The organism is Brevundimonas aurantiaca (assembly GCF_014199955.1).
GTDB classification, from domain to species: Bacteria; Pseudomonadota; Alphaproteobacteria; order Caulobacterales; family Caulobacteraceae; genus Brevundimonas; species Brevundimonas aurantiaca.
In genome coordinates this window covers 68012-80236 of the sequence record NZ_JACHOQ010000002.1, presented here as the reverse complement: position 1 = coordinate 80236, position 12225 = coordinate 68012, and the positions used below count along the sequence as shown (strand labels likewise).

14 protein-coding genes and 1 pseudogene are annotated in these 12225 nt (G+C 67.1%); 9 read left to right on the top strand and 6 right to left on the bottom strand.

What is annotated here, in order from left to right; translation table 11 throughout:
* Nucleotides 1-32: 32 nt before the first annotated feature.
* The gene (locus tag GGQ93_RS04500; RefSeq protein ID WP_183215390.1) at nucleotides 33-797 is read left to right on the top strand and encodes a C13 family peptidase; all 765 of its coding nucleotides are present in this window, start codon (nucleotides 33-35) and stop codon (nucleotides 795-797) included.
* On the opposite strand, the gene GGQ93_RS04495 is transcribed toward GGQ93_RS04500, so the two are convergent.
* Together GGQ93_RS04495 and GGQ93_RS04490 are read right to left on the bottom strand one after the other, a co-directional pair.
* The gene (locus GGQ93_RS04495; RefSeq protein WP_054765871.1) at nucleotides 766-1122 is read right to left on the bottom strand and encodes a RusA family crossover junction endodeoxyribonuclease; all 357 of its coding nucleotides are present in this window, start codon (nucleotides 1120-1122) and stop codon (nucleotides 766-768) included. The two genes, GGQ93_RS04500 and GGQ93_RS04495, sit on opposite strands and share 32 nt — an antisense overlap.
* Nucleotides 1119-1736, bottom strand: a complete 618-nt coding sequence (locus tag GGQ93_RS04490; RefSeq protein WP_183215388.1) for a peptidylprolyl isomerase — start codon at nucleotides 1734-1736, stop codon at nucleotides 1119-1121. Before GGQ93_RS04490 ends, GGQ93_RS04495 begins: the two co-directional genes overlap by 4 nt.
* 81 nt (nucleotides 1737-1817) lie before the next feature.
* On the opposite strand from GGQ93_RS04490, the gene fumC reads away from it, so the two are divergent.
* Nucleotides 1818-3209 carry a class II fumarate hydratase gene (gene fumC, locus GGQ93_RS04485; RefSeq protein ID WP_183215386.1) on the top strand — a complete coding sequence of 464 codons (1392 nt, stop codon included), beginning with the start codon at nucleotides 1818-1820 and terminating at the stop codon, nucleotides 3207-3209.
* A gap of 4 nt (nucleotides 3210-3213) precedes the next feature.
* Nucleotides 3214-3795 (top strand): annotated as a pseudogene (locus GGQ93_RS16525) (AAA family ATPase); the annotation flags it as partial.
* A 159-nt stretch (nucleotides 3796-3954) separates the two neighbouring features.
* Here the strand turns inward: GGQ93_RS16525 and GGQ93_RS04475 are convergent.
* On the bottom strand, nucleotides 3955-4341 hold the full coding sequence (locus GGQ93_RS04475) for a YccF domain-containing protein (RefSeq protein WP_183215384.1): 387 nt from the start codon (nucleotides 4339-4341) through the stop codon (nucleotides 3955-3957).
* An 88-nt stretch (nucleotides 4342-4429) separates the two neighbouring features.
* Nucleotides 4430-4669 carry a DUF2171 domain-containing protein gene (locus GGQ93_RS04470; RefSeq protein WP_183215382.1) on the bottom strand — a complete coding sequence of 80 codons (240 nt, stop codon included), beginning with the start codon at nucleotides 4667-4669 and terminating at the stop codon, nucleotides 4430-4432.
* A gap of 144 nt (nucleotides 4670-4813) precedes the next feature.
* Between GGQ93_RS04470 and GGQ93_RS04465 the strand changes: the two genes are divergently transcribed.
* Both GGQ93_RS04465 and GGQ93_RS04460 read left to right on the top strand, forming a co-directional pair.
* On the top strand, nucleotides 4814-6049 hold the full coding sequence (locus GGQ93_RS04465) for a patatin-like phospholipase family protein (protein WP_183215379.1): 1236 nt from the start codon (nucleotides 4814-4816) through the stop codon (nucleotides 6047-6049).
* Between the two features lie 2 nt (nucleotides 6050-6051).
* Entirely contained in the window at nucleotides 6052-6240 is a 189-nt protein-coding gene (locus GGQ93_RS04460) for a DUF4169 family protein (RefSeq protein ID WP_183215377.1), read from the top strand.
* 3 nt (nucleotides 6241-6243) lie between these two features.
* Here GGQ93_RS04460 and GGQ93_RS04455 read toward each other — a convergent pair whose 3' ends face one another.
* A complete protein-coding gene (locus GGQ93_RS04455) occupies nucleotides 6244-7137 on the bottom strand; it encodes a DMT family transporter (RefSeq protein WP_183215375.1) in 894 nt (297 codons plus the stop codon).
* A gap of 138 nt (nucleotides 7138-7275) precedes the next feature.
* Here GGQ93_RS04455 and GGQ93_RS04450 point away from each other — a divergent pair, with 138 nt between their 5' ends.
* Nucleotides 7276-7500: a ribbon-helix-helix domain-containing protein gene (locus tag GGQ93_RS04450; RefSeq protein ID WP_183215373.1), complete on the top strand. Its 225-nt coding sequence runs from the start codon at nucleotides 7276-7278 to the stop codon at nucleotides 7498-7500.
* A 24-nt stretch (nucleotides 7501-7524) separates the two neighbouring features.
* The gene (locus GGQ93_RS04445) at nucleotides 7525-8244 is read left to right on the top strand and encodes an SIMPL domain-containing protein (protein ID WP_054765881.1); all 720 of its coding nucleotides are present in this window, start codon (nucleotides 7525-7527) and stop codon (nucleotides 8242-8244) included.
* Here GGQ93_RS04445 and GGQ93_RS04440 read toward each other — a convergent pair.
* Nucleotides 8225-8452, bottom strand: coding sequence for a hypothetical protein (locus GGQ93_RS04440; protein ID WP_152950337.1), 228 nt, complete (start codon nucleotides 8450-8452; stop codon nucleotides 8225-8227). The two genes, GGQ93_RS04445 and GGQ93_RS04440, sit on opposite strands and share 20 nt — an antisense overlap.
* A 146-nt stretch (nucleotides 8453-8598) precedes the next feature.
* Here GGQ93_RS04440 and GGQ93_RS04435 point away from each other — a divergent pair, with 146 nt between their 5' ends.
* Complete coding sequence (locus tag GGQ93_RS04435) at nucleotides 8599-10956, top strand: ATP-dependent helicase (RefSeq protein ID WP_054765882.1); 2358 nt, start codon at nucleotides 8599-8601, stop codon at nucleotides 10954-10956.
* A gap of 95 nt (nucleotides 10957-11051) precedes the next feature.
* Nucleotides 11052-12143: a PLP-dependent cysteine synthase family protein gene (locus GGQ93_RS04430; protein ID WP_183215371.1), complete on the top strand. Its 1092-nt coding sequence runs from the start codon at nucleotides 11052-11054 to the stop codon at nucleotides 12141-12143.
* The last annotated feature ends 82 nt before the right edge of the window (nucleotides 12144-12225 follow it).

Sequence of the window (12225 nt, the reverse complement as noted above, 5' to 3'; positions counted from 1 at the left end):
TGCTGTGTCACGAATGTGGATGGGGACGTGCGATGTGTCGGTGGACCACGGCGGCGGTCGTGATGTTCAGCCTAGTCGTCCTGGGCTGTTCGGCCCAGGCCCAGAACCGGTTCGACGGCTGGGCCTCCGCCGTCATAGCCGCCGACTGGCGCGACAGCGACGGCCGAGCGATCACCGCCTTCGACAACGCCCAACGCGACCTGTCCAAGGCCTTTCAGCGAGTAGGCTTCGATCCGGCCTCCATGGTCAGCGTCAGCCTGCGTCCGGACGTCGCCGCGCCGGTGGAGGCCAAGGACAGCCTGCGTCGGTTTGCCGAGGCGGCTGAACGGGCGACGCGCGGCTGCCTCTTCTACGTCACCTCCCACGGCTCTCCCGAAGGCCTGGTTTTCGGACCGGAGGCGACGCTGGCTCCAGAGGATCTGATCCCTGTCTTGCGTCAAACCTGCGGCGATCGTCCGACGGTCGTGGTGCTGTCCGCCTGTTTCTCGGGCGTCTTCGTCGACGGCCTGAAGGGACCGAACCGCATGGTCATGACCGCCGCCCGGCGCGATCGCTCCTCATTCGGCTGCGCCGCCGACGCCCTGTATCCCTATTTTGATGAATGCGTGCTGGACGGGCTGAAGACTGCGCCGGATTTCATCGCCCTGTCCCGCGCCGCCACGTCTTGCGTCGCCGCGCGCGAACAGGCGGAGGGGCTCTCTCCGGCCTCCGAGCCTCAAACGGCGATCGGCGCGAACATGCAACTGCTTTTGCCGACGCTGCGGTTCAGGCCCTACGAGGATAGGATCGGATCGTAATCCGCTCGCGCTCGCCTTCCCGCCGCTCCACGAGAAGACGGGCCACCTGGCTGTCGTCGTGGAACAGATAGCCCTTGATCGAGTCGAGCAGGGCTTTGGCCAGGTTGTCGAGGTCCATCCACGGGGGTTCGCCGACATGTTCCATGCGGATTTCGACCACATGATCGCCCCAGGACGGTCTCGACGCCCACTCCTTGCGCATGAACTCATAGACCAGCGGCTTGTAGTATTTGGCTTGGGTGGTCAGGCCGTCGATGACGATCTCGACCGCCTCGCCGTCCTCACGGGCCCGGACCTTGCCGGTTCCGATCCAACCGACGGTCATCGGGTGCAGACGGACGGCGCAGCGTCCAGCAAACGGGCGGAACGGATGACGACCGGCGGCGTCAGCTGCTCTTGCGCGTTCGCGGGCATCTTCTGGATGCGGCGCGCCACATCCAATCCCTCGACTACCCGGCCGAAGGCGGCGAATCCCTGGCCGTCCGGATTGCGGGCGCCGCCGAAATCCAGACTGGGCGTGTCCTGGGTCACAATGAAGAAGCTGGACGTCGCGCTGTCGGGACCGTCACGCGCCATGGACACGGTCCCCGCGCGATGGCGCAGTCCTGTGTCCCGAGTCCGCTCCAGCGGAATGGGCGGACGGGCGTCGTCGTCGCTGCCCCGCGGCGTCGCCGCCTGGATGACGTCGATCGGGTTCGGGTTGGCCGTATTGGTGTCGCGCACCACGGTGCGGAAGAAGGACCCGTTGTCATAGTCGCCGAAGACGACGTAGCTGATGAAGTTGCAGCTGCTGATCGGCGCCGCTTCGGCGTCGAGGGCCAGAACGATTCGCCCAGCCGTCGTGTCCAGGGCGACGCGCGGTCGAGGCTGTTCAGGGGGAAGGCCGGCGCACCCCGCCAGCACCAGCAGAGTCGCCGTTAGAATATGCTTTGGTCCCATGGCCGCCTCGCCTTGCCCTGCTCTTCTCTCGTGCTACACCGCCGCGCATACAATCGCCACGCCTGAGAGCCTTGTCCGCGCATGAGCAACGTCCGCACTGAAACCGACACCTTCGGCCCCATAGAGGTCGCCGCCGATCGCTACTGGGGGGCCCAGGCGCAGCGGTCTCTGGGCAATTTCAAGATCGGCTGGGAGAGGCAGCCCCTGCCGGTGGTCCGCGCTCTCGGGATCGTCAAACGCGCCGCGGCCGAGACCAACCGCGACCTGGGCAAACTCGACCCCGCCCTGGCCGAGGCCATCATCCAGGCCGCCAACGAGGTCATCGAAGGCAAGCTGAACGACCACTTCCCCCTGGTGGTCTGGCAGACGGGTTCGGGCACCCAGTCGAACATGAACGCCAATGAGGTGATCTCGAACCGCGCCATCGAGATCCTGGGCGGCGAGATGGGCTCCAAGAAGCCGGTCCACCCCAACGACCACGTCAACATGAGCCAGTCGTCGAACGACACCTATCCGACCGCCATGCACGTGGCCTGCGCGGAACAGGTGGTCAACGACCTGATCCCGGCGCTGAAGCATCTGCACGCCGCCCTGGACGCCAAGGCCAAGGCTTGGGCCCACATCATCAAGATCGGCCGCACCCACACCCAGGACGCCACCCCCCTGACCCTGGGCCAGGAGTTCGGCGGCTACGCCCAGCAGGTCGCCAACGGCATCGAGCGGATCGAACAGACCCTGCCCAAGCTGATGGAGCTGGCCCAAGGCGGCACCGCCGTGGGCACCGGCCTGAACGCCCCCGTCGGTTTCGCCGAGAAGGTCGCGGCCCAGATCGCCCAGATCACCGGCCTGCCCTTCACCACCGCCCCGAACAAGTTTGAGGCCCTGGCCGCCCACGACGCCATGGTCTTCAGCCACGGCGCCATCAACACGGTCGCCGCCTCGCTGTTCAAGATCGCCAACGACATCCGCTTTCTGGGGTCCGGCCCGCGTTCGGGCCTGGGCGAACTGGCCCTGCCGGAGAACGAGCCGGGCTCGTCGATCATGCCCGGCAAGGTCAATCCGACCCAGTGCGAGGCCCTGACCCAGGTCTGCGTCCAGGTGTTCGGCAACAACGCCGCCCTGACCTTCGCCGGCTCGCAGGGGCATTTCGAGCTGAACGTCTACAACCCGGTCATGGCCTACAACTTCCTGCAGTCGGTCCGACTGCTGGCCGATGCGGCGATCAGCTTTACCGACAACTGCGTCGTCGGCATCGAAGCCCGCGAAGACAATATCGCGCGCGGCCTGAACAACTCGCTGATGCTGGTCACGGCCCTGAACGGCAAGCTGGGCTATGACCTCTGCGCCAAGATCGCCAAAACCGCGCACAAGAACGGCACCACCCTGCGTGAAGAGGCTGTGGGCGGCGGCTATCTGACCGACGCCGAGTTCGACGAGGCGGTCCGGCCCGAGAAGATGATCTCGCCGGGCTGATGAGATGACCGCCCTGGAGCGTCCCTACTGGATCGAGGCCCTTTTCGAGCGCCGAGACGGCTGGGACGCTTCCGTCTATCCCTTCAACCTGCCGGTCGTGCGCTCGCTCGACCGGCTGGCCTTCCACCCGAACGTAACCTTTCTCGTCGGCGAGAACGGCTCAGGAAAGTCCACGCTGATCGAGGCCCTGGCGGTGGCGTGGGGGTTCAACCCCGAAGGCGGCGGTCGCGAACACCGTTTCGGCACACGCGACAGCCATTCGCCTCTGCACAGGTTCGTAAGGCCGGTCCGGTCGGCGCAGAGGGTTCAGGACGGCTTCTTTCTCCGCGCCGAGAGCTTCTTCACCGTCGCCTCCTATCTGGAAAGTGCCGAGGTCATGGGGTCCCGGTATGGCGCCCGCCGGTTGCACGAACAGTCGCACGGCGAGTCCTTCTTCGCCCTTTTCGACAATCGTTTTATCGGCGACGGCCTTTACATACTGGACGAACCCGAGGCCGCCCTGTCACCCAGCCGGCAGCTGTCCTTCCTCGCGCGCCTGCACGAGCTGGTCATGGCGCGGTCCCAGCTGATCATCGCCACCCATTCGCCCATCCTTCTCGGCTATCCCAACGCCTGGATCTACCAGGCGTCCGAACACGGTCTTGAACGGATCGAATACGAGGACACTGATCACTATCAGGTCACGCGCAACTTCCTGACCCGTCGCGAGATGATGCTGGACATACTGCTCAAGCCGGACTGGGGCTCAGACCTTCTCCCGGATCGTCCGCCCCACCGGCGCCACCGCCAGCTTGGCCAGTTCCAGATCCTTCAGGGCGAAGGGGATGCCGATGATCGAGACGAACTCGGCCACCGCGATAACCAGGTGCGACAGGGCGATGTACCAGCCCGCCACGACGAACCAGACGATGTTCAGCACCAGACCCAGACAGCCCGCCACCGGATGGGCGTCCTGCCAGACGATCTCCCGCCCGAAGGGCCAGAAGGAATAGCTGGCGATCCGCCAGGCGGCGAAGGTCCAGGGCAGGCCCACCACGGTCAGGGCCAGGATCGCACCGCCCAGCAGCCACAGCAGGCCCGACAGCCAACCGCCGAAGATCAACCACAGGATATTCAGGATCAGACGGATCATCGCATCTCTCCGAGAACAATGTCCTACAGATAGAACGAAGGCCCCGCCGACGACAGCAGGGCCTTCATTAATTCGCCGACACCGGGCCCTAGTGGGGTTTCTCGGACCAGCGCGCCTTGGCCTCGTCCTGTGTCAGGTTCAGATGGACATGCTTGTCGTCCACCCGTTCCACCCAGCTGACCGGGATCAGGTGATGTTTGAAGCCGCCGGCGAGGTCCAGCTTGGCCAGTTCGATCTGGTCTTCCAGCACATGATCCACGCGCCCGACGTGGCCGCCGTCCGATCCCACGACTTCGAGATGTTCTTTGATGAGCGAGGCGTCGACCATGAGGGTTCTCCGGGTTTGAAGATTGGTCCCATGAAACGGATGCGCCACGAGCGGGTTTCAAACCGCATAGCTTACTGCTGTATAAGGAACCTGGGACGGGCCCGAGCTCGGCCGCCGGCTCCTTCACGGATCGTCGAGGTACATATGAAACGCGCCTGTTCGACCCTGCTGGCGATGATGATGGCCTGGTCCGTCGCCGCCTGCGGCACCCTGCAGCGGCCGGAAGGCCCGCTGCGCCTGGCCGATGGCGCTCTGATCCCGGCTCAGGACCCGCGGATCCGCACGAATGACGCCGTGCGCCTCGAGGCCTTCACTGAAGAAGTCGGCCAGCGCCTGGCTCAGAAACATGATCTGTCGATCCTGGCCCTGTCCGGCGGCGGGGCCAACGGCGCCTATGGCGCAGGCGTGCTGGTCGGCTGGACCGAGCGGGGCGACCGGCCGGTCTTCGACATCGTCACCGGCGTCAGCACCGGCGCCCTGGCCGCCCCCTTCGCCTTCGCCGGTTCCGAATGGGACCCCCAGCTGGGCCACGCCTATACGGACGGGGGCGCCAGCAGCCTGTTGAGCTGGCGCAGCCTGGCCTTCTTCCTCTACCCCAGCCTCTACAGCGCCTCGGCGCTCCGGACTCTCGTTGACGAGAACGTGACCCCCGACCTCCTGGCGGCCATCGCCCGCGAACACGCCAAGGGCCGCCGCCTGCTGGTCGCCACCACCAATCTGGACAACGAGGAGACGGTCATCTGGGACATGGGCCTGCTGGCCAGCCAGAACGACGAAAACTCGCGCGCCCTGTTCAAGGAGGTGCTGGTGGCGTCCGCCAGCATCCCAGGCGTCTTTCCGCCCGTGCTGATCGCTGGCCTTCAGCCGGACCAGACCGTGGTGATGGAAATGCACGCCGACGGCGGGGTCAACACCCCCTTCCTCGCCATCCCGGAGCCCCTGGCCCTGTGGACGCGGCCGCAGGACGAGCCCGGCGGCGGCGCCCTCTATGTCGTGGTCAACGGCCAGGTCGGCCGCAACGAGGGGGTCACGCCCGGTCGGCTGACCGCAATCCTGATGCGCAGCTACGACAGCATGAGCAAGGCTTCGCTGCGCGCGCATCTGGCGACCACCGCCGCCTTCGCCCGGCGCAACGGGATGAGCCTGTCCCTGTCCGCCATTCCCGATAATGTCGAGGCCTCCAGCCTGGAGTTCGACCAGAAGACCATGACGGCCCTGTTCGAACTGGGGCGCCGGCAAGGTCGGTCCGCCGAGGCCTGGACCCGCCTGGATCGGCCGGAACCTTCGCCTGGCTTCCTTCCCGCCAAGGCCCTGCCCGCCGAGGAGGTCCCCGAGCCGCTGAGACCCCACGAGGCCGACAGACCCGAAAAACAGAACTGACCATGGCTGAAATCATCAACCTGAACCGGGCGCGCAAGGCCCGCGCAAAGTCAGAAGACAAGATCCGGGCGGCGGCGAACCGCGTCGTCCACGGACGCTCCAAGGGCGAGAAACAGGCCGCCCGGACCGAGCAGGAGCGGGCGGACCGTCGCCTGGATGCTCAGAAGCGCGAGACGCCGACGGAAGACTGAGCCTTAAGCCGCCTTGGGCGCCCGGATCAGCAACACCTGGCCGACCAACACAAGCGCCAGACCGCCCAGCATGGTCACGCCGACCTCCGCCCCCTCGAACAGAACGGACATGATGACGGCGATCGGCGGGGTCAGGGCCGAGATATAGCTGGCGAGGGCGAACCCCCTCTGTTTCGCCAGGGTGAAGTACAGGCCGAAGGCGATGACCGATCCGAAAAGCGACAGGTGCAGCAGGGACAGAACATAGGCGGGTGTCGCCTCGACCCGCCACTCCACTCCGGTTGCAAGCCCGTAAGCAGCCAACATGGCCGTGCCATAGGCCATGGCCCAGGCTGTGGCGGCCATGACCGGGGCTCCGGCCTGCTGACCGCGCCAGGCAAACCAGTTGCCCAAGGCGGAGGCGAGCACCGCGACGAGGGCCAGCACAATGCCCAGCCCCGGCGCCGATCCGGCGGAAGCCCCCGTTCCCGCCAGTTGGCCAAACGACAGGACCGCGACACCGCAAATCCCCAGCACCGCCCCCTGCCAGGCGCCGGCGGACGCCTTCTGTCGCTCCACCAGCCGGAACATGACGAGGTTCACGAAGGCCAGGGCCGCAAAAATGACCGCCACCACGGCCGAGGCCACCCGCTCCTCGGCCGCATAGACGAAGCCGTAGCTGACCGCGAAGACGAAGGCCCCCTGCCCCACGGCGGCCAGATGCTGGACGCGACTCAGCCTGAGCGGCCGCCGCGTCAGGGCGCAGAAGCCGAACAGGACGACAGCCGCCAGACCGAAACGCCAGACGATCGAGACGATCGGATCAACCACGCCCAGCTGCAGGGTGATGGCGAACCAGGTCGTGCCCCAGATGAGGGCGCAGACGAGGATGGCTAGGACGGTGACGGGGCGACTCATGCAAGACTCCGGTTGGCGGCGTCCGGATACCACCGTCACCCCATCGGCGCCCCTCACGTCTTGCGCCCGAATGTGACACCCGCCGAAAAGGAAGCCCATGCGCCGCGCCCCTGTCCACTCTCCCCGACCCGGGCTGCGATGAGCGGCCTGACCAAGCGTTCAGTGGTCTTGGCGGGCCATGCCACCTCCGTGGCCCTGGAGCCGGAATTCTGGGCGGTTCTGGATCGGATCGCCGCCGCCCGCGGCTTCAGCAAGGCGCAGTTGCTGGCCGATATCGACGCCGGCCGCGGGCGTCGCCCCCTCGCCTCCGCCTGCCGCCTTCTGGCCCTGTCCTGGGTGGCGGAGCACGGTCCGGGCGCGTAACATGGGTCGTCAAAGGAGCCTCGAATGGACACCCCGCGCCTGATCCCCGCCGCCGTCTTCGGCGGCTTGGTCGCCCTGGGCCTGATCGGCGCCGGGGCCCTGATCGGCCAGGGCGTGGTCCACGCCCGCGCCGGCGACCGCACCGTGACCGTGCGCGGCCTGTCGGAGCGCGAGGTGAAGGCGGATCTGGCGGTCCTGCCGCTGCGCTTCACCGCCTCGGGCGAGGTTCTGTCCGAAGTCCAGGCACGGATCGACGGCGACCTGGCCCTGGTCCGCCAGTTCCTGAAGTCCCAGGGCTATCCGGCCGAGGCCGTCGATCTGGGACGGCTGGAGGTGGCCGACACGCGGTCTCGGGAATACGGAGTCCAGAACGGCGGCCCTCGCTTCATCCTGGCCCAGACCGTCATCGTCCGCACCGGCGACGTCGCCCGGGTCCAGGCCACCACCCGCGCCCTCAACGACCTGGTCCGTCAGGGCGTGGTGCTTCAGGATTTCCAGGGCCCCTCCTACATCTTCACCAAGCTGAACGCCGTCCGGCCCGAGATGATCGCCGAAGGCACGGCGGCGGCGCGCACCGGCGCCGAACAGTTCGCCAAGGACTCGGGCACGCCGCTCGGCCCCATTCGCCAGGCGACCCAGGGCTCCTTCGAAATCCTGCCGCGCGACGGCGCGGGCGGCGACGAATCCGGCTCCATCGACAAGAAGGTCCGGGTCGTGACCACCATCACCTATAGTCTGAAATAGGCCCGTCCGGCGCCTGTACCTCGCCCAGCTGGACGATCTCGGACGCGGGCCGTTCGGTGGGTCGCCGCTCGTCGACCTCCCGCTCACCCGTCGATTCGACCAGGGCGACCCACACGGCGATAACGGCGAACATGCCGACCATGCCGAGGACGAAAGCCCGCCAACCGCCTCCGTCCTGTCCAGGTCTTCGGTCCGATGGTCGGGTCATCCTCTGCGCCTTCCGTTGCATCGTCAGGGGAACAGAGCCTCGGCGGAACCGGTTCCGCAGTTCATTTCCGGATCGGTCCTGACATCGCCGTCTGGTCCCCTTATGTTCCCTTCTTCGATTCTGACCGCCCGGACCGCTTGCCGCCTGTGACCGATCTTCCCGCCCCCCGTATTTCAGACCTGGCCCGCGCGCGTGCGCCGCAGGAGGGAGAGGCGCGCGACTATCTGTCCGGACTGAACCCCGAGCAGCGCGAGGCGGTCGAGACGACGGAAGGCCCGGTCCTGGTCCTGGCGGGCGCCGGCACGGGCAAGACCCGGGTGCTGACGACGCGACTGGCCCACATCCTGGCCACCGGCCGCGCCAGACCGTGGGAGCTGCTGGCCGTCACCTTCACCAACAAGGCCGCGCGCGAGATGCGCGAGCGGATCACCCATCTGATCGGCCCCTCGGCCGAGGGCCTGCGCTGGCTGGGCACCTTCCACTCCATCGCGGCCCAGATCCTGCGTCGCCACGCCGAACTCGTGGGGCTGAAGTCCAGCTTCACCATACTGGACACCGACGACCAGGAACGGCTGCTGAAACAGCTGCTGGAAGCCGCCAATATCGACACCAAGCGCTGGACGCCCAAATCCCTGGCCGGCCTGATCGACCACTGGAAGAACCGCGGCTGGACGCCCGACAAACTGCCGCCCGGCGAAGACTTCGCCAACGGCAAGGGCCAGGGTCTTTACGCCGCCTATCAGGCCCGCCTGCGCACGCTGAACGCCTGCGACTTCGGCGATCTGCTGCTGCACAACATCACCATCCTGTCAAAGCACGCGGACCTGGCCGAGGAATACCGGCGACGCTTCCGCTACATTCTGGTCGACGAATATCAGGACACCAACGTCGCCCAGTATCTGTGGCTCCGGCTGCTGACGGCCTCGACCGGCAATGTCTGCTGCGTCGGCGACGACGACCAGTCGATCTACGGCTGGCGCGGGGCCGAGGTGGACAACATCCTGCGCTTCGAGCGCGACTTCCCCGGCGCCAAGATCGTCAAGCTGGAGCGCAACTATCGCTCGACCAGCCATATCCTGGGCGCCGCCTCGGGTCTGATCGCGGCCAACCGCGACCGTCTGGGCAAGACCCTGTGGACCGAGGACGACAGCGGCGACAAGGTGCGGGTGCGCGGCGTCTGGGACGGCGAGGCCGAGGCCCGTCTGATCGCCGATGAGATCGAGACCGCGCGTCGCCCCCACGCCGGCAAGCCGGGGCTGAAATACAAGGACATGGCCATACTGGTCCGCGCCTCCTTCCAGATGCGCGCCTTCGAGGAGCGGCTGGTCATGCTGGCCATCCCCTACCAGGTCATCGGCGGCCCCCGCTTCTTCGAACGCGCCGAAATCCGCGACGCCCACGCCTATCTGCGCCTGATCCAGTCCGAGGACGACGACCTGGCCTTCGAGCGGATCGTCAACGTCCCCAAGCGCGGCATCGGCGACACCAGCGTGCAGAAGATCCTGCAGATCGCCCGCCAGCACGACCTGTCCGCCCTGACGGCCGTGCGCGGCCTGATCAACACCGACGAGCTTCAGGCCCGCACCCGCACCGCCCTGTCCAACTTCGTGCGCGACCTGGACCGCTGGCGCGCCCTGGCCGAGACCACGCCTCACTGGCAGGTCATGGAGACGGTGCTGGAGGAGAGCGGCTACACCGAGATGCAGAAGGCCGACCGCACCAGCGGCCAGACGCGGCTGGAGAACCTGAAGGAACTGACCCAGTCCATGCAGCAGTTCGAGACGCTGCAGGCCTATCTGGAGCATGTCTCCCTGGTCATGGACCTGGAACGGGCGACGGCCGAGGACCCGCACGGCGACGGGGCGGTCCAGATCATGACCCTGCACGGCGCCAAGGGACTTGAGTTCCCGCTGGTCTTCCTGCCCGGCTGGGAGGAAGGCGTCTTCCCCAGCCAGCGCAGCATCGACGAAAAGGGCGAGAAGGGCCTCGAGGAGGAACGCCGCCTGGCCTATGTCGGCGTCACCCGCGCCAAACAGGACGCCCGCATCTCCTTCGCCGCCAACCGCCTGGTCTATGGCCGCTGGACCTCGCAACTGCCCAGCCGCTTCGTCGACGAACTGCCCATCGCCCACGTCGATCCACAATCCGACACCGGCTACTACGGCGCCTCGACCGGCATGAAGGAGGCCAAGAGCCGCTGGGACGACGCGCCCAGCTTCGGCAGCGGCTATTCCTCCCCCGGCTGGAAACGGGCCCAAAGCTTCACCGCCGCACAGACGCCGAACCGCATCCCCGCGCGCAAGGCCGTGATCGAGGGCGACGGCCGCCTGATCGCCACGGCGGACCCGAAGTCCAGCTCAGGATGGGCGCGCGGCCAGCGCGTCTTCCACCAGAAGTTCGGCTACGGCCACGTCCGCGTCATAGAGGGCAACAAGCTGCTGGTCGATTTCGAAAAGGCGGGCGAGAAACGGGTGATCGACAGCTTCGTGGAGAAGGCGGACTGAACGGAGCGACGTCGGCGTGGCGGCGATCATCCGCCTTTGCCGTCGGCCAAGCTTTGGCCTAAGCCATCGCCTTCCTGTCTGCGACCGAGTCCGCCATGTCCGCCCCTGCCCGTCCCACCGTTGATCGCGCCTGGTTGAGCTGGGCCATGCGGCGGATCGAGGCGGACTACAACCGCTCGGCCGACACCCATCTGATCCCGGTGGACATGCCGGCCCTGTCGGACATCGCCCTGTATCTGAAGGACGAATCCAGCCACCCGACCGGCAGCCTGAAGCACCGTCTGGCGCGGTCGCTGTTCCTCTACGCCCTCAGCAACGGCTGGATCGGCGAGGGCATGACCATCATCGAGGCGTCCAGCGGCTCGACCGCCGTGTCCGAGGCCTATTTCGCCCGGATGCTGAACCTGCCCTTCATCGCCGTGGTGCCGCGCTCCACCGCCCAGGAGAAGATCGCCGCCATCGAATTCTACGGCGGACGCTGCCATTTCGTGGACGTGCCCGGCGACGCCTACGCCGAGAGCCAGCGGCTCGCCGACGAACTGGGCGGCCACTACATGGACCAGTTCACCTATGCCGAACGGGCCACAGACTGGCGCAGCAACAACAATATCGCCGAATCCATCTTCGCCCAGATGCGACGCGAGCCCTGCCCCATCCCGCGCTGGATCGTGTGCGGCGCCGGCACCGGCGGCACCTCGGCGACCATCGGCCGGTTCGCCCGGTTCAATCGCCACGACACCCGGATCTGCGTCGCCGACCCGGAAGCCTCGGTCTTTCACCGTCACTGGGCCGACGCGGCGGTCCAGAGCAGCGCCGATCGACCGTCCCTGATCGAGGGCATCGGCCGGGCGCGGGTCGAGCCCTCCTTCATCCCCAGCGTGGTGGATCGGATGATCGTCGTCCCCGACGTCGCCTCCATCGCCGCCACCCGCGTCCTCAGCCGCCGCCTGGGCCGCCCCTGCGGCGGATCGACCGGCACCAACCTGTGGGCCTGTGTCGAACTGGCCCAGGAGATGGCGCAGGCGGGCGAATGCGGTTCGATCGTCTCGATCCTGTGCGACCACGGCGACCGCTACGCCTCGACCTATTTCGACGACGCCTGGATCGCCGCCCAGGGCCTGGACACCGTCCCTTGGGAGGCCCGCCTGGACGCCTTCTTCGAAACCGGCGTCCTGCCCAAGGCCTGAACCGGCTGTCTTGTCGGGATGGACAGGACTAAGAAGAGCCGAAAGGTCGGCCGCATGACCAAGGACATCGCCGCGGAGTTGG